Origin of the sequence: Enterococcus sp. DIV1375a (genome assembly GCF_051712205.1) — a bacterium.
GTDB lineage: Bacteria > Bacillota > Bacilli > Lactobacillales > Enterococcaceae > Enterococcus > Enterococcus faecalis.
In genome coordinates, this window is sequence record NZ_JBIOOM010000001.1 from 555,694 (window position 1) to 576,323 (window position 20,630).

Sequence of the window (20,630 nt, forward strand, 5' to 3'; positions counted from 1 at the left end):
ATCCCCACAAATATTGCCAGGCAACACTCATGGGAATGGTTCATTGTTATCGTTGTTCTCTCCCAGGTCATTACGCTGTTTTTGAGAAACCTTTATTTACTTTACTTATTAACCGTAACACTTATATTTTTATACGTCAAGGAATTACCTTTTTCCACTTTTCATCTTTAACGGATTCCACTATACTTATACCAGAATGGAGCTGAACAATGCGATTAGATAAATTACTAGAAGAACTTCAGTTTGGATCACGCAAAACGGTGAAACGATTAATCAAAGGCAAGCAGGTCACTGTGGATGGCATCGTGACTTTAAATGAAAGCCAAAATGTCGATGCGCAATTACAAATGATTAAAGTAAAAGGACAATTAATTTCGCATAAGACCCATGTGTACTATATGTTGAATAAGCCAAAAGGTGTGGTTAGCGCTGTCTCAGATGCATCTAAAAAAACAGTTATTGATTTGATTGCGCCACAAGACAGACGCCCTGGTCTTTATCCAGTGGGCAGACTCGATGGCGATACGGAAGGGTTACTTCTATTAACAGATAATGGACAATTAGGGTATCAATTAATTCGGCCAAATAAAGAAGTAGCGAAATGTTATGAAGTGAAAGTCAATGGTTTGGTCTCTGCAGAAGATTGTGCTAAATTTAAAGATGGGATTGTTTTGCAAGGAGGCATTCAATGTAAGCCAGCAAAAATAACTGTTCTTGCAGCGACTGAAACGGAGAGTCATGTTTTCCTGACTATTCAAGAAGGAAAATTTCACCAAGTGAAAAAAATGTTTTTATCCGTGGGGAAAAAAGTGACTGCTTTAAAACGCCAAACTATGGGGCCGTTGCGGCTAGATCCGCAATTACCTTTAGGTGCTTATCGTTCATTAACAAGAGAAGAGTTACAATTGCTATTGCCTTATTTTTTTATTGAAAAACAACAAACAAGCAAAGCGTTACCGAGTAATTTGAAAAGAGAAGAGGAACGGAAATGAAAACATTGCTTTTTGATGTTGATGATACATTGTTAGATTTTAAATTGGCTGAAAAGAAGGCGCTCCATGCCTTATTTGAAGAAGAAAATGTACCATTTACATCTGAAGTCGAGTCAACGTACCACCGAATTAATCAAGGATTATGGCGTTCATTTGAAGAAGGAAAAATAACAAAAGATGTTCTCCTTGATACACGGTTTGGTTTATTGTTTGACGCGTTTAATCGAGAAGTTGATAGCGTTAAAATGGGAGAAAACTACCGAGAATATTTAAGTCAAGGACATGACTTGCTTGGCAATAGTCAACGTATCTTGGAAAAATTAGCACCCCATTATGATTTATATATTGTGACAAACGGAGTGGCAAAAACACAGTATCGTCGGTTGGAAGATTCGAAATTAATGCCTTATTTCAAAGATATTTTTGTTTCAGAAGAAGTGGGTTATCAAAAACCGATGAAAGAGTGTTTTGATTTTGTTTTTGAACGGATTCCTAATTTTAGTAGAGAAAAAACAATGATTATTGGCGATTCTTTGCATTCAGATATTCAAGGAGGCCAACAAGCGAAAATTCAAACTGTTTGGCTCAATCCGACCTCCGCTCCAGCAACACCAACAATTCAACCCAATTATACGATTCAACAGCTAGATGAGTTGTTACCAATTCTTGGGCATTAAAAAACAACATTTCCTGTACAGGAAATGTTGTTTTTTAACTTAAATGTAACCGTAAGCGAACCATATCTTTTAAAGGCAAGCCGTTTTCCATAATGGGCTCATCATAATGATGGATAAAAAAATCTGGTTCAATATGTGTCATTCGAAAACCGACTTTTTGGTAGAGATATAGCTGTTGAAAGCCTGTGCTCCCAGTCCCAATCTCCAAGTAATCATACTTTTCTTTTTTGGCAAAATCAATGGCAAAATGTAATAACTCTTGTCCGATGCCCCGCCCTCGGCTTTCTTCTGAGACAGCGATGTTTACGATTTCCAATGTCCGTGGGTGAGTCGGCAACAGGACTAAAATTCCTTGAAGTTCTTCAGTCTGATAGTCAAAGCAAATGCCGCGGGTAATGTAATCTTCCACCATTTTTTTTGAGGGATCTGCCTCATAAAGAAGAGCGTAATGCGCAGTTGTAAGTGCTTCTTTTTTGACTTTTTTAATCATAGGTAGGATTCTCCTTTTATTGATAAGTATACTGTAATTGAAAGAAGTGTGGGCAGATTTTTCATAAGAAGATAAAAATCACATGAAAAGTCTTGGAAAAGGTCTGGCATTCTTCAGAGTTTTCATTATAATAGTAAAAGACAATGAAGTTTTTGAAAAGAAAGAGGTTTATACATGAAAGATAGTCAGCCAATTATCATTGGTGTTACTGGCGGATCAGGAAGCGGAAAAACCAGTGTTAGCCGTGCGATTTTTAATAATTTTCCCGATCATTCAATTATGATGTTAGAACAGGATTCTTATTATAAAGATCAGAGCCATTTGAGTTTTGAAGAACGTTTAAATACCAATTATGATCATCCTTTTGCGTTTGATACAGATTTATTGATTCAACATGTTGAACAACTGTTAAATTATCAAGCCATTGAAAAGCCAGTTTATGACTACGTTGCGCATACAAGAAGTACAGAAACGGTGATACAAGAACCGAAAGAAGTAATTATTCTTGAAGGGATTTTAATTTTAGAAGATCGCCGCTTAAGGGATTTAATGGATATTAAAGTGTATGTGGATACAGATGATGACATCCGTATTATTCGTCGAATCAAGCGTGATATGGAAGAACGTGGCCGTACGTTGGATTCTGTGATTGAACAATATTTGACAGTCGTCAAGCCCATGTATCACCAATTTATTGAACCTACGAAACGTTATGCAGATATCATTGTGCCAGAAGGTGGCGAAAACCACGTCGCTATTGATTTAATTAATACAAAAGTGGATAGTATTTTAACAAAAATGTAATAGTCAGCTTAAATAGCCGTCTCTATATCAGAGTCGACTGTTTAAGCTTTTTTTGACTTTTAAAGGGTGGTTTTATCAAATATTTTAAGGGATAGCTAAAAAGTTGAAAATATTGCAAGAAACAATATGCTATAATTTTTTAAAGGAAAAGGAGGGAATGGAATCTGAATGATAAAAAGAGGTGAGGTTTTTTATGCGAATCTCTCACCAGTTGTTGGTTCTGAACAAGGTGGGATTCGACCTGTCCTGATTATTCAAAATAACAAAGGTAACTTATTTAGTCCAACGTTGATTGTTGCACCGATTACCCGTAACGTAAGCAAGCGGCTGCAACCAACGCAAGTCCTCATCGAAATTCCCCATAACGAGTGCAGGACGCCATCACTTATTTTGTTAGAACAAATTCGAACATTGGATAAAGAACGAATGCTACACAAGGTTTGTCAACTTTCTCGTGAAGAGATGGAACAGGTCAATCAAGCTTTAAAAGTTAGCGTTGGTATCCGTTAATTTACATATAAAGAAATCGTTTTGGGGAAACGGTTTCTTTTTTTGTTGAAATGGTTTCCAAATATTCGTTTTTCTCGTATAGTGAAAGAGGAGGCGATCACATGGATAAAATTCGTTATGGAATTATGAGTACTGCCCAAATTGTCCCAAGATTTGTATCAGGGCTTCGAGAAAGCGCGCAAGCTGAAGTGCGCGGGATTGCATCAAGGCGTTTAGAGAATGCTCAAAAAATGTCTAAAGAATTAGCGATTCCGGTGGCTTATGGCAGTTATGAAGAGTTATGTAAGGATGAAACAATTGATATTATTTATATTCCCACCTACAATCAAGGACATTACTCAGCAGCTAAGCTTGCGTTATCACAAGGAAAACCCGTCCTACTGGAAAAACCATTTACATTAAATGCTGCTGAAGCAGAAGAACTCTTCGCAATCGCACAGGAGCAAGGGGTTTTTCTAATGGAAGCTCAGAAGTCTGTCTTTTTACCAATTACCCAAAAAGTAAAGGCGACAATTCAAGAAGGGAGATTGGGAGAGATTTTATGGGTTCAGTCAGTTACTGCCTATCCCAATGTGGATCATATTCCCTGGTTTTACTCGAGAGAAGCGGGTGGTGGAGCGCTTCATGGCTCAGGAAGTTATCCATTACAATACTTACAATACGTATTAGGGAAAGAGATTCAAGTGGTTACGGGAACCGCAACGTATCAGCAAGGGGCGACGGATAGTCAATGTAATTTAGCTTTGAAATTTGCTGAAGGGACGCTGGGCAATATTTTTATTAATGTTGGTTTAAAGATACCTAGTGAAATGACCATCTGTGGGACAAAAGGGCAAATCGTTATTCCTAATTTCTGGAAAACAGATTGTGCTTATTATACAGATACTCAAGGCAACACTGTCAAATGGTCTGAACAATTCACTAGTGAATTTACGTATGAAATCAATCATGTGAATCAATGTTTACAAGACAAAAAGTTAACTAGCCCCGTAATGACGAAGGAATTAACGATAGCAACCGTTAAAATTGTTGAAAGTTTTTATCAAGAATGGTTCGATAACGAATAATTACCATCACTTGCTATCCAAACTATTCTGTGTTAAAGTGTGTTTTATGCGACGAGTTGACTCAATCAGATAGCTTCGGCTATTCCGTTTTGACGGCTAGTGATTGTCAAACACAACGACACCAGATAGTACGGCTATCAGTTACCGGATTTGTAACGTGTCGGACAGAATACTTTTGTGGAGAAGGTTTCTGTCTATTTATGCAAATAAATAGTGTGGTATCCCTTAACAGTAGTAACTGTTAAGGGATTTTTTTGTATGAAAAGAGAAGTGTTGCACTTTTATAAGTGCAACTTTTTTGTGTTGTGGAACAGATAAAATAACGCTATAGTTTTAAGTGTAAAGGGAAAAGAAAAGAGGTGACAAGGCATGACCGTGTTGTTGTCCAAAAGAGCGATAAATATTTTATTGATGCTTTTGGATTTGGAAGGGAGTATTACCACGCAAGAATTAGCTGAGAACTTTACTGTCAGCGTTCGAACAATTAAGTATGATTTAGAAGATATTCGTGCTTGGTTTGAACAGCACGATGAGACACTTTATTCAAAACGAAATAAGGGAATCTGGCTAGATTTACCTGACTCTAAACGCTTACTGTTAAAAAATGAAATTATCGATGTCGATCGATTTGAAACCTATCCTGATCAAAAAAGACGAGTCAATGTATTGATTTTTCAGTTATTGTCAGTCAAAGGGTACTTAACGGCACAGCAGCTAGCAGATGAATTATTAGTGAGTCGAAACACAATTGTCAGTGATTTGGAACAGGTCGAACGGTTGCTGCAAGCATATGATTTAACCTTAATTCGCCAAGCGCGGCAAGGGTTTACAATCAGTGGTGAAGAAAGCAATGTACGCTTACTGATGGAATTTATCACTCAAAAAGAACTTACAGAATACGATATTTACCAAATTATGAACTATGTGACAAAGACAAAAGGGGCTGAAAAAATCCCTAAAATTAAATTTGGGTCAGGGACATTGTTTCAAGGTTGTTATCGTAGTGCATTGAAAAAAATGCGAAATTTAATTAATCCACTCGATCAAAATCAATTTGATTATGCCGAAATATTATCTATTACGTTGAGAGTGGCAATTGCCGCAGCACGTATGCAGATGGCACATACAATTGGGACTTACCGAGTGTTATCGCAAAAAACACGCTTTGAACAACGGAACGAAGTACCACTTTTACTTTTACAAGAGGTGTTTGAACGGTATGACTTGCCTTTATTAGCGGATGAATATTTTTATATTTATAGTGATTTATTCGGAACCCATCAACGGCAAGATATGGTTCAATTAACAAAGCAAGTGATTGAAAGCGTTTCAAAAGAGCTGAATTATCCTTTTGTAAATGATCGCCAATTATTTACGAACTTGTTTGCACACCTGTCCTTACGTTTTACAAAGAAACATTTATTTATTAATGAATACAATCCGTTTTCTGAAGAAATCAAAGGAAAACACCCAGCGTTATTTTTAGCTATTCAAAGTGCCTGTAAACAATTAATTCAACGTTCTGTTTTGTTAGTCAACGATTCTTTCTGCGCATATATTGCGTTGCATTTTTTGGCAGCTCAGGAACGACAACAGCAGGAAGCTAAAGTTGTTAGGATTGTGTATGTTTGCTCGACGGGCTTAGGTGTGACCAGTTTAATTGAACAAAAAATTTTAGAGGAAGTACCAAACGTTGAACTCGCGGGGTTTGCTTCTGTTTTAAATGCAACTGAAGTGATTCAAGCAGAAAAGCCCGATTTGGTATTGAGTATTTTCCCAATTGAAGAAATGACATACCCATTTATTAAAGTTAGTCCATTGTTGACGGACACAGACTTAAGTTTGATTCGGGAAGAGGTCGATAAAATTTTATTAGGGAAACGTCAAGGAAAAGGTACCGCTCGCTCCACGAAATCTGATGTAATTGAAAAAAATGAACGGATACAAAGCCAAGATTTATTAGTAAAAGCGTATATTATTTATGAAGAGTTAAAACGAATGTTTCAAACAAAGTTACTGAGCGAATATCAAGAAGCCTTTTTACTTCACGTTTTATTAATGACACATCGAATTACGTTTAATAAACAATACGAAGAGATTCCTTGTAATAGAGAAGTATCTCATGAACGGCAAGAAGAAATTCGGCAAATTGAATGTTTATTTGCTAAAAATGAGTTACCTGTCAATCATGCTGAAATTTCAGCATTACTTAATTATTTAGAACAACCAAAGGAGGAAGAGGATGGAACTAGCAATGGAAGCACAGGAGATCATTCGACAAAGTGCTGAACCAGAAAAGCTACAATCGATTATCAAACAAACCAGTGCGCGATTAGCAGAAGCACAAATTGAACCAACGGAATTACAGTGGACGATTTTGATTAACCATCTCAATGAGATGCTGAATCGTTCAAGAGAAGGAACGACATTAGCTGGTGTTGATCGGACGTTATTTACGGAACTAACACCAGAAACGTTGAAAATTGCACAAGAAACAACAGAAGCAATTGGTCAGTTATCAGAAGATGAATGGTATGTTTTAGCTGTTCATTTTGAAGTTGCTAAACAAAACAATTAATAGGAGGAAAAGTTATGATTACAGTAGTTATCGCAGATCGTTTAGGAAAAGGACAAAATGTTGCAAAAGGAGTGGAGCAAGCCGGTGGTCGCGCGGTTGTTGTTCCAGGAATGGGCGCTGATATGCGTTTAGGAGATGTGATGCAACAAGAAAAGGCTGATTTAGGCATTTCTTTCTGTGGCAGTGGTGGTGCAGGGGCGTTAACGGCTGCTACTAAATACGGGTATCCCGAAAGACATGGCATGCGATCAATCGAAGAAGGGGTAACAGCAATTAACGATGGGAAAACTGTTCTTGGATTTGGTTTTATGGATCAGGAAGAACTTGGTAAACGAGTAACTGAAGCATTTATTAAGAAACACGGAGCATAGAAAGTAGTAACTTAGAAAGGAGCGGTAATTATGGATGCCACAAAACGGTCAACACAAACCGTGATTGTTTCTGGAAAAGGTAATAAGAAGAATGAAGCTTTTGCAAGTGCATTGAATGATGTTTCAAAAAAAGTATTAAAAGAAACAACAGAGGTCCTCATCCGGATTGAACCGAAAGAAGTAACTATTCGTCAGGCAAAAGAACAAGTTTATACAGAAAAATTTCTGTTCTTCTTCTTTCCTAGAAAGAGAGTGATTTATCATGTCGAACTAGCTGTAGAAGTGGAAATCCAAGCCATTGCAGTCGAAGAAGTTGATTTTTTAACGGAAACAATTAAAGAACCGAACGCAGTAGTAGTTCCGTTTCTTTCAAAAAGAGGCGTATAAAGGGAGGAAGAAGGAATGGAATTTGTAATCATTTTGCTGAAGTCATTGCTTATTGGTGGTTTACTAGGTTTTGCAGCTGGCGCAGGCGCTGCTCGGATGTTTCATGCACCACAAACGCAAGGGTTAGGGGCATTTAGAACATTAGGAGAAATGAACGCGGCACAAGGAGATCCAGCATCACACTTTTCTTTTGGTTTAGGTTTTTTCTTTAATGCTTGGGCTTCGGCCGTGGGAGCAGGGGCCTTTACACAAGATGTGACCCACCGGATTGTGCCTAACTGGGCTGCAGCAATTTTATTGGTAAAGGATAAAGATGTCACTAAAACGATGCATAATCCCAAAAAAATGGGGATTGTCGGGGCCTTTGTAGGAATGGCGACTGTGGCTTTCTTAAATAGTACAGCTGCAGCAATTCCAGAATCGCTACAAGTAACAGCAGTTGCGGTGTTGGTACCTGCAGCAACGATTTTAATCAATACTGTGATGCCCGTTTTATTCTGGCTAGCGGCTTTAGATGCAGGAAAACGGACGGGTTTCTGGGGAACGTTATTTGGCGGATTATCTCAATTAGTCATGGGCAATGCTGTCCCAGGAGTTGTATTAGGGATCTTAATCGGTAAAGGTGTCGATGATTTAGGGTGGACCCGAATGACACGCGGCATGCTTGGTGCCATTATCTTATTATTTATTTTAAGTGGCTTCTTCCGAGGGTTCGACTTAGAAATGATCGAAAGTTTCCGCTTGTCTATTCCTCAATGGTTAAATAATTTACACAATGTCTTCACCGTTAAATAGAAAAAAGGAGGTCTCATAGATGGAACAGCAAGAAAAAAATGAATGGGCACAACAAGAACAAGAAATTCAAGAAGGTTTAAAAGGCAAAAGTTTTTGGTATGCTGATTGGGGCTTTCCGATTTTAGTCGGGATTATGTCAGCGGCAATTTTTGCAGGAACACATATGTATGTAGTTTATGGTGTGGGCGCCTTTAATGAAGTTTCAATTGTTGCGATGCTAAAAGCTGGTTTAGATGGTGGTTCTTATGGCGCTGCCGCAGCATTTGGTGCAAGTTTCCTGTTTGCACGAATTTTAGAAGGTTCTTTAGTCGGGATTTTAGATTTAGGTGGCTCAATTTTAACGGGGATTGGAATTGGCGTACCTGCAATTTTCCTCAGCATGGGAATTAAAGCGCCTGTAGAAAACTTTGGCTTAGCCCTTTTAACGGGTGCGATACTAGGGTTAGCAGTTGGCGGCGTAATTGTGTTGATTCGGAAATTTACTATCAATCAAGGAAATTCCACTTTTGGTGCGGATGTGATGATGGGTGCTGGTAATGCCTCAGGACGTTTCTTAGGCCCGTTAATTATTTTGAGTGCGGCGGGTGCTTCGATTCCTATTGGGATTGGTGCCACATTAGGAGCTTTAGGTTTTTACATTTGGAAAAAACCAATTGCTGGGGGCGCAATTTTAGGCGCAATGATTTTTGGTGCAATATTCCCGGTTTCTTTATAATAAGAAAAAGCCTTTTGTTTTGCACTTTCTCTGTCATGAATAAGAATAAGCGTTTACATTATAATGTTACTATGTTATTATAAATGCGAAATAATTATTATTTTTATTAGTTGAACGGAGGAATTAACAAATGAATGGTTTTGTACAGTGGATGGAAGTTAAGTTAATGCCGATTGCGAATAAATTTGGTTCGCAACGCCATATGACAGCGATTAGAAAAGGATTAATTGCAACGATGCCTTTAACAATTGTGGGCTCATTCTTTACAATTTTTCAAAATATTCCAATTGAGGCATACACAAAATTGATTGAACCTTATCAAGCAATTTTAGATATTCCTTCCCGCTATACGATGGGGTTACTTGCACTTTATGCAACATTTGGGATTGCTTCATCATTGGCCAAAAGTTATAAGCTTGACTCTTTGACGTGTGGAATTTTAGCATTAATGGCCTTTTTAGTAACAGCGGCACCACCAACACGTGTCTTTGAAGATGTTGACAACGTCATTACAGCAGGGCGCTATATTAATTTAGCAAATTTAGGTTCAGCTTCTTTATTTGGTGCGATTGTAACAGCGCTGTTATCTGTTGAAATTTATCGCTTCTTTATTGAAAAAGATATTATGATTAAGATGCCAGATGGCGTACCGCCTGAAGTGTCAAATTCATTTATTGCGTTAATTCCAGGAGCAGTTATTCTTTTATTATTCTGGGTTATTCGCCACGTAATTGGTTTTGATTTGAATGGTTTCTTGAGTACGTTATTAATGCCACTTAAAGGTATCCTTGCTGGTAACAGTTTATTTGGCGGCTTACTAACAGTCTTCTTAATCTGTTTCTTCTGGGTTTTAGGGATTCATGGTCCAGCGATTATGGGCCCAGTTATTCGTCCTTTCTGGGATATGTCGATTGCAGAAAACCTTGAAGCTTTTACCAATGGTGCAAACGTTCATCAGTTACCTAATATTTTTACAGAACAGTTTTTACAATGGTTTATCTGGATTGGTGGCGCTGGAACTACGCTTTCTTTAGTTGTTTTAATGATGTTTTCTAAATCAACGTATCTGAAAAGTCTTGGCCGTTTATCGTTCTTACCAGGCTTGTTTAATATTAATGAACCAGTTATTTTCGGAACGCCGATCGTAATGAATCCTATTTTAGGTATTCCGTTTATCGTGGCACCGTTAATTACAACAACGTTATCTTATTTCTTAACAGTCGCTAATATAATTCCGATGATGGCTGCACGCTTAGCGTTTGCAATTCCAGCACCAATTGCTGCTTGGATGAGTACCAATTGGAGTTTCTCGGCCGCAGTATTAGTGATTGTTAACTTCTTAATTACAATGGCTATCTACTATCCATTTTTCAAAGTTTATGAAAAACAACAATTGGATAAAGAAGCAGAAGAATTAGCAGCTGAACAAGCAGCAAAAAATTAAAAAATGTTAGGGCGGGTGTTCTGATATGAATATCCTGCCCCTTCTAAGTCAGAGAAGAAAGTCAGGAGCGTATAAGATGATTATTTGGTTCATTTTCTTTTTTATCGTTAGTCAAATTATTATAGAAAAAGGGCAGTTGCCTACTGTTGTTTATCAATTTGGTTTGGTAAAGACGTTGGTTTTTACGGCAGTTTGTATTACTCTTTCCATGATAATTGGCGGATTTCTAAATCAACCAGTATTGCTCGTTGGCTCTACAACAATCTTGTGTAGCTCGGTGATTGCTTGGAAATTTCGAAATAAATTTGAAAATAGCGGAGTGTGAGAACGAAGATGAAAAGAGCATTAGGTGTATCAGTTTATCCAGATCATAGTGATATCAATCAAGATAAAGCGTATTTAAAAAAAGCCAGCGAATGTGGGTTTACTCGAATTTTTATGAGTATGTTAGAAGTGACCGATGGCAAAGAAGCGGTTCAGAAAAAATTTAAAGAATTAATTAGTTATGCGAAAAATTTAGGATTTGAAACAATTTTAGATGTCGTTCCAAGTATCTTTGATGAATTGGAAATTTCATATGATGATTTGACTTTTTTCAGCGAATTAGGAGCTGATGGGATTCGGTTGGATACAGGGTTTGATGGAAATAAAGAAGCCATGTTGACGTTTAATCCATTCGGCGTGGCTATTGAGTTGAATATGAGTAATGATGTCGCTTATCTTGATAACATTTTGACGTATGAAGCGAATCGACCTTTCTTATATGGTTGTCATAACTTTTATCCACAAGCGGGAACTGCATTGCCGTATGATTTCTTTGAAAAATGTAGCATCCGTTTTAAAAAGGAAGGTATTCGGACAGCTGCTTTTATTTCATCACAGGTAGGTGAAATTGGTCCTTGGGATGTGAATGATGGGCTACCTACTTTAGAAATGCATAGACAGTTGCCAGTCACTGTTCAAGCTAAACATTTATTTGCAACAAATTTAATTGATGATGTTGTTATTGGAAATGCTTATGCTTCCAACGAAGAATTAGAAGCATTGGGTCAGTTGAATCGTTATCAAACAGAATTGACCATTGTTTTTGAAGAAGCGACTTCTGAAATTGAAAAAGAAATCGTAACAAAAAATCAACATTTTCGCCGTGGAGATATCACTCAGCAGATGATTCGTTCCACAGAAGTGCGTAAAAAATATAAAAATGAAGCTAATCCCCCACATGATAATCAAGCAATGCTACAACCTGGAGATGTTGTTGTGGGAAATGATGCATTTGGAAAATACAAAAATGAATTACAAGTCGTTTTAGAACCACATCAAGACTCACGCAAAAATCGAGTAGGGCGTATTGGCGTATTATAGAAGAAGAACTTGTATTATTAGAATTCATTAAGCCTTGGACAAAATTTAGATTTATAGAAAAGTAGGGAAGAATATGGACTACGATTTACTTATAAAAAATGGACAGACAGTAGATGGTATGCCTGTTGAAATTGCAATTAAAGAGGAAAAAATAGCTGCTGTTGCAGCAACTATTTCAGGTTCTGCAAAAGAAACTATCCACTTAGAACCAGGTACTTATGTATCCGCAGGCTGGATAGATGATCACGTTCATTGTTTTGAAAAAATGGCTCTTTATTATGATTATCCAGATGAAATTGGGGTCAAAAAGGGTGTTACGACAGTGATTGATGCTGGGACAACAGGTGCTGAAAACATTCATGAATTTTATGACTTAGCGCAGCAAGCAAAAACAAATGTTTTTGGATTAGTCAATATTTCTAAATGGGGCATCGTTGCTCAGGACGAACTCGCAGATTTAAGTAAAGTACAAGCGAGTTTGGTCAAAAAAGCGATTCAAGAATTACCAGATTTTGTTGTAGGGATTAAAGCCCGTATGAGTAGGACCGTTATTGGCGATAACGGCATTACGCCTTTAGAATTGGCCAAACAGATTCAGCAAGAGAACCAAGAAATTCCCTTAATGGTTCACATTGGATCAGCACCACCTCATCTAGATGAAATTTTAGCCCTGATGGAAAAAGGGGATGTCCTAACCCATTGTTTTAATGGGAAAGAAAATGGCATCTTAGACCAATCAACGGATAAAATAAAAGATTTCGCTTGGCAAGCGTACAACAAAGGAGTCGTATTTGATATCGGGCATGGTACGGATAGTTTCAATTTTCACGTAGCTGAAACAGCGTTGCGCGAGGGAATGAAAGCTGCATCAATTAGCACAGATATCTACATCCGTAACCGAGAAAATGGTCCTGTTTATGATTTAGCCACAACGATGGAAAAACTCCGTGTGGTCGGCTATGATTGGCCAGAAATTATTGAAAAGGTAACCAAGGCTCCTGCTGAGAATTTCCATTTAACGCAAAAAGGCACGTTGGAAATAGGTAAAGATGCTGATTTAACGATTTTCACGATTCAAGCAGAAGAAAAAACATTGACTGATTCTAATGGATTGACACGAGTAGCCAAAGAGCAAATTCGCCCAATCAAAACAATTATTGGAGGACAAATCTATGACAATTAGTTACGAAAAATTCCACTTAAAAGAAGTCATTAATGCTTCTGGCAAAATGACCATTCTAGGTGTCTCCAAAGTTTCGGAGGCAGTCCTCGCGGCTCAACGATTCGGCGGCGAACATTTCTTTGAAATGAGTGAACTTAGTGTGCAAACAGGGGCCTTTTTAGCCAACTTGTTGAAGGCAGAAGATGCCCAAATCGTTTCCTCGGCTTCGGCGGGGATTGCCCAATCGGTGGCTGCCTTGATTGGAAAAGGCAGCTTGTACCACGCGTATCATCCTTATACAGAAAAAATTGAACAGCGAGAGATTGTTTTACCGAAAGGGCACAACGTGGACTACGGCACGCCTGTAGAAGTTATGGTAGCGCAAGGCGGCGGCCAAGTGGTGGAAGCTGGCTACGCCAACATGTGCAGTCCAGAACACGTGGAAATGATGATTTCTGAAAAAACAGCGGCCATTCTATACATCAAAAGCCACCATACCGTGCAAAAAAGTATGCTGACGGTGGCCGAAGCGGCCAAAGTGGCGCAACGCCACAAGGTGCCGCTAATTGTTGACGCGGCAGCAGAAGAAGATCTTTTCAAATACACTGAAGCAGGCGCTGATTTGGTGATTTACAGCGGCGCCAAAGCCATTGAAGGGCCAAGTGCCGGTTTAGTGGTCGGGAAAAAAGAATACATTGACTGGGTGCGCCTACAAGGAAAAGGCATTGGTCGAGCAATGAAAATTGGCAAAGACAATATCCTAGGCTTTACGCAAGCAGTGGAAGAATACTTGGCACATGGCAGTGAATCAGGGGCTTCGATGCAAGAACGCTTAAAACCGTTTGTTGAAGCCATCAACAACTTGTCAGATTTAACCGCCAAAATCATCCAAGATGGCGCCGGACGAGACATTTATCGCGCCAGTGTCAAAGTGGACGGCAGAAAAACCGCCAAGGAAGTCATCCAAGCGTTAAAAGCAGAAAGTCCAGCCATTTATACGCGAGAATATCAAGCCAACAATGGCATCATTGAATTTGACATTCGTTCTGTCAATCAAGAAGAAATGAACAAAATCGTGCAACGATTACAAGAAATTATGGACACAAAGGAGAAATAAGTCATGTCATTAAAACCTAATTATTTAGAAGAACGCATTTGTTTAAACGTCTTAGCCAATTCAGTAGAAAATGCCCAAGCCTGTTATGAAGCAGCAGAAGGGCATGTTGTGTTAGGCGTCCTTTCAAAAAACTATGAAACCGATGAAGCAGCCATTGACGATATGAAAAAATACCAAGCAGCAACCAACAACGCTTTATCTGTCGGCTTAGGAGCTGGTGATCCAAATCAAAGTCAAATGGTGGCTCGCTTATCAGAAGTTCTACAACCGCAACACGTGAATCAAGTCTTCACAGGTGTCGGCGCTTCGCGGGCCTTACTTCGTCAAGACGAAACAGTGATTAATGGCTTGGTTTCACCCACAGGCAAAGTTGGCTATGTTAACATTGCGACAGGTCCGTTAAGCTCGGGTGCGCCAGCGGCAGAAGTACCTATCGAAACTGCCATCAAATTGTTGAAAGACATGGGAGGCAGTTCTATTAAATATTTCCCAATGAAAGGCTTGGCTCACAAAGAAGAATACCAAGCAGTAGCAGCAGCTTGTGCCAAGTATGACTTTTATTTAGAACCAACAGGGGGCATTGATTTAGAAAACTTTGAAGAAATTGTTCAAATTGCGGTGGATGCTGGCGTTAAAAAAATCATTCCTCATGTTTACAGCTCAATTATCGATCAAGAAACAGGGGACACTAGAACAGAAGACGTGAAAACGTTACTAACCATGATGAAAAACACATTGAATAAGTAGGTGGCAAAGATGAAAATTGCTGCGTTTGGTGAAGTCATGCTTCGTTTCACTCCGCCAGAGTATCTAATGTTAGAACAAACAGAGCAGTTAAGAATGAACTTTGTAGGTACTGGCGTAAATCTCTTAGCAAATTTGGCTCATTTTCAACTAGAAACAGCATTGATTACGAAATTACCTGCCAATCGTCTTGGTGAAGCTGGCAAAGCAGCGCTAAGGAAGTTAGGAATTTCAGATCAATGGGTAGGAGAAAAGGGCGATCATATTGGTAGTTTTTTTGCAGAAATGGGTTATGGAATCCGACCCACACAAGTAACTTATCAAAATCGCCATCAGAGTGCTTTTGGCATCAGCGAGGCGAAGGACTACGATTTTGAGGCTTTTTTAGCGGAAGTAGATATGGTGCATATTTGTGGTATTTCGTTAAGTTTAACTGAAAAAACTCGTGATGCTGCTTTGATACTTGCTCAAAAGGCGCATGCCTGTCAAAAGAAAGTTTGTTTTGACTTTAATTATCGACCTAGTTTGAATACAGCAAATAGCGCACTCTTTATGCGTCAACAGTACGAACGCATTTTACCTTATTGTGATATTGTTTTTGGCAGTCGACGTGATTTGGTCGAGCTATTAGGTTTCATTCCGCGAGAAGATTTAGAAGGTGAGGCACAAGAAACTGAACTGATTCAGCGCTTCATGTCTCAATACAATTTGGAATGGTTTGCTGGGACAACGAGAAGTCATTCCCAAAATCAAAACTACTTAAGTGGGTATTTATATACCCAAAATGAGTACCAACCGAGTGAAAAAAGACCGCTTCTTAATCTTGATCGAATTGGTGCTGGTGATGCTTATGCGGCGGGGATTTTATATGGCTATAGCCAAAATTGGTCGTTAGAAAAGGCAGTTACCTTTGCCACAGTCAATGGGGTCCTTGCACATACGATTCAAGGAGATATTCCTTTGACAACGGTCAAACAAGTGAATCACGTTCTTGAGCATCCGAATATTGATTTAATTCGTTAAAGAAGAAAACCAGAAGAAAAGTCGTGTGTGGCTTTTCTTCTGGTCTTTTTTTCATTATAATTAAAAGAAACAGATTGCAAAGGAGGCAGCAGGATGAGTGTTGCACATCTTTTAACAGTTTTAGAAAATGATGAATTTATTGAACGGATTCAAAAACGACCAGAAGCGTTCATAGGAACGACTGGCTTAGTCGGCTTAGAGAATTTACTTGTTCAGACAATTAACGGTTTATTAGAGTTTTTCATTGAAAAGAATCAAGGGAAAATTGCTATACAGTTATCACGTCAACAAATCTCTTTTCAGGTATCTTCCACACGACCGCTTGTTTTTGAACAAAAGCAAGTCGATTTAGAACCACCTTTTCTGTATTTATCTGTTTTACAAGCCTTCTCAAAACAAGTAGGAATCAGTATCGATCAAGAAAAACAGCGGACTATTTTTATTTACCATCAAGGGCAATTGAAAAAACGATTATTATTACCTATTGAAGAAACCCAGGAACGAATTGAAGTCTTATTTTGGCCAGATACGCAAATTTTTGGTACAGAATCACTTTCTTATATGCGTGTTTTACAACAATGTCAACAGATTGCCATGTTGAATCCAGGCTTAAAGATTCTCTTAACACAAGAAGAGGAACAAAAAAATCTTTGTTATTACCCTAAAGGTTTAAGTAATTATTTATTTGAAAAAGATAACCCATTAACTAGAAAAGCTGCACCGATTATTCAAGCCAAGCAAACAGAATTGGCCCTTGTTCAATTTATTTTGAGTAAAAATCATGCGCCGCAAGTGCAAAAAACATTTGTTAATGGGCATTATCCCAGTCTTGGCGGAACCCACTATGAGGGCTTTCTTGATGGCGTAGTGGCCGCCTTTAATCAATTTTTAGAGGAGCAACATTACTCATTATCTGTGACAGCAGATAGTTTTTTAGCAGAATTTGATTTTGTTTTAGCCATTACGATACCAAAGCCCCGCTACACTGATGCAACGAAAACCATTTTAAGAAATACAGAGTTATATGAAGTGGTTAAAGAAGTCGTTTTTGACGAATTACAACACTACTTTCAACGTCATCCCAAATGGTTAGAGCAAGGAAGAAGCGAGGGAAATGAATGAAAATTTTTGTCGATGGCGATGGTTCACCTGTGAAAGAGACGGTTATTGAAGTCGCTGTAGAGAAAGCTTTGGATGTGGTGATTGTTACTAGTGTAGATCATTATTCCTTAAAAGATTATCCAGAAAATGTCTCTTTTGTGTATGTTGATAAAGGAGCGGATGCTGCTGATTTTAAAATTGTGCAGTTAATAAAAAAAGGGGATCTTTTAATTACACAAGATTATGGCTTAGCTTCCTTGGTTTTGCCAAAAGGAGTGTTGGTTTTACATCAACTGGGTTATCAATATACGAAAGAAAATATTGATGGCTTGTTAGAACAACGCTATTTTAGTGGCCAAATTCGGCGAAAAGGTGGCCGAACGAAAGGACCTAAACCTTTTACAGACCAAGATAGAACAACGTTTAAACAAGCCCTTATTGAGCTGGTGAAACGGAGTCTTTAGCAAGGAAAAGGCAAGCAAAGAATTTTTCCTTCACTAAATTTGCTTCTATTATGAAACTGGGTTTTATGCTAAAATAAGTAAGGATAATTTGAAAAATAATTTTTTCTAAAAGACAGGAAAGAAACTAGGAGGACAAGCATTTGAAGATTATTTTGTTGTATGGCGGCAGAAGTGAAGAGCACGATGTGTCTGTTTTGTCTGCATATTCCGTTTTAAATGCAATCTATTATAAATATTATCAAGTACAGTTAGTCTTTATTAGTAAAGATGGTCAATGGGTAAAAGGCCCTCTCTTATCTGAACGACCACAAAATAAAGAAGTTTTACATTTAACTTGGGCACAAACACCTGAAGAAACAGGCGAATTTTCAGGAAAACGAATCAGTCCTTCGGAAATTTATGAAGAAGAAGCAATTGTTTTCCCTGTTTTACATGGGCCAAATGGTGAAGATGGAACAATTCAAGGATTCATGGAAACCATTAATATGCCTTATGTAGGCGCAGGTGTCTTAGCTAGTGCTAACGCAATGGACAAAATCATGACGAAATATCTTTTACAAACTGTTGGCATTCCACAAGTACCATTCGTGCCAGTTTTAAGAAGTGACTGGAAAGGAAATCCAAAAGAAGTCTTTGAAAAATGTGAAGGTTCTTTAATCTATCCGGTCTTTGTTAAACCTGCCAATATGGGTTCTAGTGTCGGAATTAGCAAAGCGGAAAATCGTGAAGAATTGCAAGAAGCATTGGAAGAAGCTTTCCGTTATGATGCTCGAGCAATTGTTGAACAAGGGATTGAAGCACGTGAAATTGAAGTAGCCATTTTAGGAAATGAAGATGTCCGTACGACTTTACCTGGTGAAGTGGTGAAAGATGTCGCTTTCTATGATTATGATGCAAAATACATCAATAACACGATTGAAATGCAAATCCCAGCGCATGTTCCAGAAGAAGTAGCTCATCAAGCGCAAGAATACGCTAAAAAAGCGTATATTATGTTAGATGGAAGTGGCTTAAGTCGCTGTGATTTCTTCTTAACAAGCAAAAACGAATTATTCCTTAATGAATTGAACACCATGCCTGGTTTTACTGACTTTAGTATGTATCCTTTACTGTGGGAAAATATGGGCTTGAAATACAGTGATTTAATTGAGGAACTGATTCAGTTAGCTTTGAATCGTTTTAAACAACGCCAAGAATTTTATAATAACTAAGAAGAAAAAATCACACAAGACTGGGACATGACAAGACTTTGGCATGTCCCAGTCCCTGTGTCAGAGGAGCAAAACATAATGAAATTAACCTTCTGGGAAGTAGCGCAAGCGGTTGAAGCCAGTAATGATTGGCAACAATGGCCTGATTTTCCTTTAACAGGCATTGAATTTGATAGTCGTAAAATTGTGAAAGGGAACCTTTTTGTTCCTTTACAAGGTGAAAATGATGGTCATCGTTTTATTGAGAGTGCCATGGCTAATGGCTGTCAGGCCGCTTTTTGGGGACAGGATTTAGTCGATGCGCCGCAACAATTGCCTGTTTTGCATGTTACTGATCCACTGGTTGCTATGCAAAAATTAGCTACCTATTATTTAAATAAAATGCAACCGAATGTCATCGCTGTGACTGGCAGTAATGGAAAAACCACCACTAAAGATTTGATTGCTGCTGTGTTATCTGAAAAGTTTGTGACTTACAAAACGCAAGGCAATTACAATAATCAAATTGGCTTACCCTATACTATTTTACACATGCCTGATGAAACAGAAAAACTGATTTTAGAAATGGGCATGGATCATGCTCAGGAAATTTCTTTCCTTTCCAATCTGGCTCAGCCAGAAGTTGCTGCCATCACAATGATTGGCGAAGCCCATGTGGAAAATTTAGGCTCACGAGCAGGCATTGCACAAGCAAAAATGGAAATCGTAGATGGTTTAGCCAAAGACGGTAGTTTATTTGTGCCAAGCGATGAACCTTTGCTAGAACCATTGGTGGAAAAAGTCACGCAACAAGTGATTACTTTTGGTTTTAGCCAGGAAAGTCAACTTCAAGGAATCGTCACAAATGAAGCCAAAGAGCAAACCTCATTCAAAATCAGTGATACACAAATGACGTTTACGATTCCAGTGCCAGGAACCTATAATGTCACCAATGCATTAATCGCAATTGGCATTGGTCGTTATTTCCAATTAACGGATAGTGAGATTCAAAAAGGGTTGGCTACAGCGGAACTAACAAAGAATCGGACAGAATGGCTGAAAGCAGCGAATGGTGCCGAAATTTTAAGTGATGTGTACAATGCCAATCCGACAGCTATGGGTCTTGTTCTGGACAGTTTTAGCAAAATGTCCAAAGTAGGAAAACGAATTGCTGTTTTAGGAGACATGCTGGAATTAGGCCCTGATTCTGCTGCCATGCATCAAGAAATGGCGCAGCATTTAGCCCCAGATGCGATTGAAGAAGTCTTTTTATATGGTTCTGAAATGGCTTATTTAGCTGATAAATTGCAAGAAACCTATGCACCAACTAACATTCATTCTTTTAAAAAAGAAGAAAAAAATGAGTTGATTGAAGCTGTCAAAAAAGTCTTACAGCCAGAAGACATGGTGGTTTTAAAGGGAAGTAACGGGATGGGACTTCGTGAAGTCATCGATGCACTTTTGGAAAAGTAAATAAGTTTCATAAAACTTGCTGAAAATAGGATTCTATGATAGAATGACCTATTGCCGGAAGATGACGAGAAAAATTGAATCGTAGTAAATAAAATAGATCTATTTCTATGTTTAATAATAAATGTGAAGCTGAACGACCACGTTTGGCTTTTCTAATGCCA

Annotated in this window: 22 protein-coding genes and 1 pseudogene; 22 read left to right on the top strand and 1 reads right to left on the bottom strand. The window is 38.3% G+C overall.

Going from position 1 to position 20,630, the window contains the following annotated elements; all coding sequences use genetic code 11:
- The first annotated feature begins 209 nt into the window (after positions 1-209).
- Positions 210-992, top strand: a complete 783-nt coding sequence (locus IGJ63_RS02720) for a pseudouridine synthase (protein ID WP_002361308.1) — start codon at positions 210-212, stop codon at positions 990-992.
- Positions 989-1,669, top strand: a complete 681-nt coding sequence (locus IGJ63_RS02725) for a YjjG family noncanonical pyrimidine nucleotidase (protein WP_438745906.1) — start codon at positions 989-991, stop codon at positions 1,667-1,669. The genes IGJ63_RS02720 and IGJ63_RS02725 overlap by 4 nt, the downstream gene beginning before the upstream one ends.
- Before the next feature lie 34 nt (positions 1,670-1,703).
- Here the strand turns inward: IGJ63_RS02725 and IGJ63_RS02730 are convergent, their stop codons facing one another.
- Positions 1,704-2,159, bottom strand: a complete 456-nt coding sequence (locus IGJ63_RS02730) for a GNAT family N-acetyltransferase (RefSeq protein ID WP_002355701.1) — start codon at positions 2,157-2,159, stop codon at positions 1,704-1,706.
- A 174-nt stretch (positions 2,160-2,333) separates the two neighbouring features.
- On the opposite strand from IGJ63_RS02730, the gene udk reads away from it, so the two are divergent.
- The 20 genes and pseudogenes from udk (at position 2,334) to IGJ63_RS02830 (ending at position 20,469) form a co-directional block, all read left to right on the top strand.
- Positions 2,334-2,963, top strand: coding sequence for a uridine kinase (gene udk / locus IGJ63_RS02735; RefSeq protein WP_002355702.1), 630 nt, complete (start codon positions 2,334-2,336; stop codon positions 2,961-2,963).
- Between the two features lie 168 nt (positions 2,964-3,131).
- Positions 3,132-3,473: a type II toxin-antitoxin system PemK/MazF family toxin gene (locus IGJ63_RS02740; RefSeq protein WP_002355703.1), complete on the top strand. Its 342-nt coding sequence runs from the start codon at positions 3,132-3,134 to the stop codon at positions 3,471-3,473.
- A gap of 101 nt (positions 3,474-3,574) precedes the next feature.
- The gene (locus tag IGJ63_RS02745; protein ID WP_002379151.1) at positions 3,575-4,540 is read left to right on the top strand and encodes a Gfo/Idh/MocA family protein; all 966 of its coding nucleotides are present in this window, start codon (positions 3,575-3,577) and stop codon (positions 4,538-4,540) included.
- 369 nt (positions 4,541-4,909) lie between these two features.
- Positions 4,910-6,829: a BglG family transcription antiterminator gene (locus tag IGJ63_RS02750; RefSeq protein ID WP_002388793.1), complete on the top strand. Its 1,920-nt coding sequence runs from the start codon at positions 4,910-4,912 to the stop codon at positions 6,827-6,829.
- Positions 6,795-7,118 carry a PRD domain-containing protein gene (locus IGJ63_RS02755; RefSeq protein ID WP_002386165.1) on the top strand — a complete coding sequence of 108 codons (324 nt, stop codon included), beginning with the start codon at positions 6,795-6,797 and terminating at the stop codon, positions 7,116-7,118. Before IGJ63_RS02750 ends, IGJ63_RS02755 begins: the two co-directional genes overlap by 35 nt.
- Before the next feature lie 14 nt (positions 7,119-7,132).
- Positions 7,133-7,489: a glycine-rich SFCGS family protein gene (locus IGJ63_RS02760; protein WP_002355707.1), complete on the top strand. Its 357-nt coding sequence runs from the start codon at positions 7,133-7,135 to the stop codon at positions 7,487-7,489.
- A 30-nt stretch (positions 7,490-7,519) separates the two neighbouring features.
- The gene (locus tag IGJ63_RS02765) at positions 7,520-7,876 is read left to right on the top strand and encodes a DUF4312 family protein (protein ID WP_002355708.1); all 357 of its coding nucleotides are present in this window, start codon (positions 7,520-7,522) and stop codon (positions 7,874-7,876) included.
- Positions 7,877-7,891: 15 nt separating this feature from the next.
- Positions 7,892-8,671, top strand: coding sequence for a DUF4311 domain-containing protein (locus IGJ63_RS02770; RefSeq protein ID WP_002355709.1), 780 nt, complete (start codon positions 7,892-7,894; stop codon positions 8,669-8,671).
- A gap of 19 nt (positions 8,672-8,690) precedes the next feature.
- Complete coding sequence (locus tag IGJ63_RS02775) at positions 8,691-9,386, top strand: DUF4310 family protein (RefSeq protein ID WP_002355710.1); 696 nt, start codon at positions 8,691-8,693, stop codon at positions 9,384-9,386.
- Positions 9,387-9,516: 130 nt separating this feature from the next.
- Positions 9,517-10,830 carry a PTS sugar transporter subunit IIC gene (locus IGJ63_RS02780; RefSeq protein ID WP_002358780.1) on the top strand — a complete coding sequence of 438 codons (1,314 nt, stop codon included), beginning with the start codon at positions 9,517-9,519 and terminating at the stop codon, positions 10,828-10,830.
- 25 nt (positions 10,831-10,855) lie between these two features.
- On the top strand, positions 10,856-11,155 hold the full coding sequence (locus tag IGJ63_RS02785; protein WP_002363233.1) for a hypothetical protein: 300 nt from the start codon (positions 10,856-10,858) through the stop codon (positions 11,153-11,155).
- A gap of 8 nt (positions 11,156-11,163) precedes the next feature.
- A pseudogene (locus IGJ63_RS02790) lies at positions 11,164-12,260 on the top strand (DUF871 domain-containing protein).
- An 8-nt stretch (positions 12,261-12,268) separates the two neighbouring features.
- Positions 12,269-13,378: an amidohydrolase/deacetylase family metallohydrolase gene (locus IGJ63_RS02795; RefSeq protein WP_010819788.1), complete on the top strand. Its 1,110-nt coding sequence runs from the start codon at positions 12,269-12,271 to the stop codon at positions 13,376-13,378.
- Complete coding sequence (locus IGJ63_RS02800) at positions 13,368-14,474, top strand: DgaE family pyridoxal phosphate-dependent ammonia lyase (RefSeq protein ID WP_438745909.1); 1,107 nt, start codon at positions 13,368-13,370, stop codon at positions 14,472-14,474. The genes IGJ63_RS02795 and IGJ63_RS02800 overlap by 11 nt, the downstream gene beginning before the upstream one ends.
- A gap of 3 nt (positions 14,475-14,477) precedes the next feature.
- Entirely contained in the window at positions 14,478-15,221 is a 744-nt protein-coding gene (dagF, locus tag IGJ63_RS02805; RefSeq protein ID WP_002361094.1) for a 2-dehydro-3-deoxy-phosphogluconate aldolase, read from the top strand.
- A gap of 9 nt (positions 15,222-15,230) precedes the next feature.
- A complete protein-coding gene (locus IGJ63_RS02810) occupies positions 15,231-16,241 on the top strand; it encodes a sugar kinase (RefSeq protein ID WP_101732039.1) in 1,011 nt (336 codons plus the stop codon).
- A gap of 93 nt (positions 16,242-16,334) precedes the next feature.
- Positions 16,335-17,363 (top strand): hypothetical protein, encoded by a 1,029-nt coding sequence (locus tag IGJ63_RS02815; protein WP_002355719.1) that lies wholly within the window; start codon positions 16,335-16,337, stop codon positions 17,361-17,363.
- Positions 17,360-17,806 carry a YaiI/YqxD family protein gene (locus tag IGJ63_RS02820; RefSeq protein WP_002379156.1) on the top strand — a complete coding sequence of 149 codons (447 nt, stop codon included), beginning with the start codon at positions 17,360-17,362 and terminating at the stop codon, positions 17,804-17,806. Before IGJ63_RS02815 ends, IGJ63_RS02820 begins: the two co-directional genes overlap by 4 nt.
- Before the next feature lie 140 nt (positions 17,807-17,946).
- On the top strand, positions 17,947-19,017 hold the full coding sequence (locus tag IGJ63_RS02825) for a D-alanine--D-alanine ligase (protein WP_002355721.1): 1,071 nt from the start codon (positions 17,947-17,949) through the stop codon (positions 19,015-19,017).
- Between the two features lie 78 nt (positions 19,018-19,095).
- Complete coding sequence (locus tag IGJ63_RS02830) at positions 19,096-20,469, top strand: UDP-N-acetylmuramoyl-tripeptide--D-alanyl-D-alanine ligase (RefSeq protein ID WP_010777442.1); 1,374 nt, start codon at positions 19,096-19,098, stop codon at positions 20,467-20,469.
- Positions 20,470-20,630: the final 161 nt, after the last annotated feature.

Bases quoted from the DNA above. Each gene is read 5' to 3' on its own strand.
- IGJ63_RS02720 (WP_002361308.1), top strand. From the start codon at position 210: ATGCGATTAGATAAATTACTAGAAGAACTTCAGTTTGGATCACGCAAA.
- IGJ63_RS02725 (WP_438745906.1), top strand. From the start codon at position 989: ATGAAAACATTGCTTTTTGATGTTGATGATACATTGTTAGATTTTAAA.
- IGJ63_RS02730 (WP_002355701.1), bottom strand. From the start codon at position 2,159: ATGATTAAAAAAGTCAAAAAAGAAGCACTTACAACTGCGCATTACGCT.
- udk (WP_002355702.1), top strand. From the start codon at position 2,334: ATGAAAGATAGTCAGCCAATTATCATTGGTGTTACTGGCGGATCAGGA.
- IGJ63_RS02740 (WP_002355703.1), top strand. From the start codon at position 3,132: ATGATAAAAAGAGGTGAGGTTTTTTATGCGAATCTCTCACCAGTTGTT.
- IGJ63_RS02745 (WP_002379151.1), top strand. From the start codon at position 3,575: ATGGATAAAATTCGTTATGGAATTATGAGTACTGCCCAAATTGTCCCA.
- IGJ63_RS02750 (WP_002388793.1), top strand. From the start codon at position 4,910: ATGACCGTGTTGTTGTCCAAAAGAGCGATAAATATTTTATTGATGCTT.
- IGJ63_RS02755 (WP_002386165.1), top strand. From the start codon at position 6,795: ATGGAAGCACAGGAGATCATTCGACAAAGTGCTGAACCAGAAAAGCTA.
- IGJ63_RS02760 (WP_002355707.1), top strand. From the start codon at position 7,133: ATGATTACAGTAGTTATCGCAGATCGTTTAGGAAAAGGACAAAATGTT.
- IGJ63_RS02765 (WP_002355708.1), top strand. From the start codon at position 7,520: ATGGATGCCACAAAACGGTCAACACAAACCGTGATTGTTTCTGGAAAA.
- IGJ63_RS02770 (WP_002355709.1), top strand. From the start codon at position 7,892: ATGGAATTTGTAATCATTTTGCTGAAGTCATTGCTTATTGGTGGTTTA.
- IGJ63_RS02775 (WP_002355710.1), top strand. From the start codon at position 8,691: ATGGAACAGCAAGAAAAAAATGAATGGGCACAACAAGAACAAGAAATT.
- IGJ63_RS02780 (WP_002358780.1), top strand. From the start codon at position 9,517: ATGAATGGTTTTGTACAGTGGATGGAAGTTAAGTTAATGCCGATTGCG.
- IGJ63_RS02785 (WP_002363233.1), top strand. From the start codon at position 10,856: ATGAATATCCTGCCCCTTCTAAGTCAGAGAAGAAAGTCAGGAGCGTAT.
- IGJ63_RS02795 (WP_010819788.1), top strand. From the start codon at position 12,269: ATGGACTACGATTTACTTATAAAAAATGGACAGACAGTAGATGGTATG.
- IGJ63_RS02800 (WP_438745909.1), top strand. From the start codon at position 13,368: ATGACAATTAGTTACGAAAAATTCCACTTAAAAGAAGTCATTAATGCT.
- dagF (WP_002361094.1), top strand. From the start codon at position 14,478: ATGTCATTAAAACCTAATTATTTAGAAGAACGCATTTGTTTAAACGTC.
- IGJ63_RS02810 (WP_101732039.1), top strand. From the start codon at position 15,231: ATGAAAATTGCTGCGTTTGGTGAAGTCATGCTTCGTTTCACTCCGCCA.
- IGJ63_RS02815 (WP_002355719.1), top strand. From the start codon at position 16,335: ATGAGTGTTGCACATCTTTTAACAGTTTTAGAAAATGATGAATTTATT.
- IGJ63_RS02820 (WP_002379156.1), top strand. From the start codon at position 17,360: ATGAAAATTTTTGTCGATGGCGATGGTTCACCTGTGAAAGAGACGGTT.
- IGJ63_RS02830 (WP_010777442.1), top strand. From the start codon at position 19,096: ATGAAATTAACCTTCTGGGAAGTAGCGCAAGCGGTTGAAGCCAGTAAT.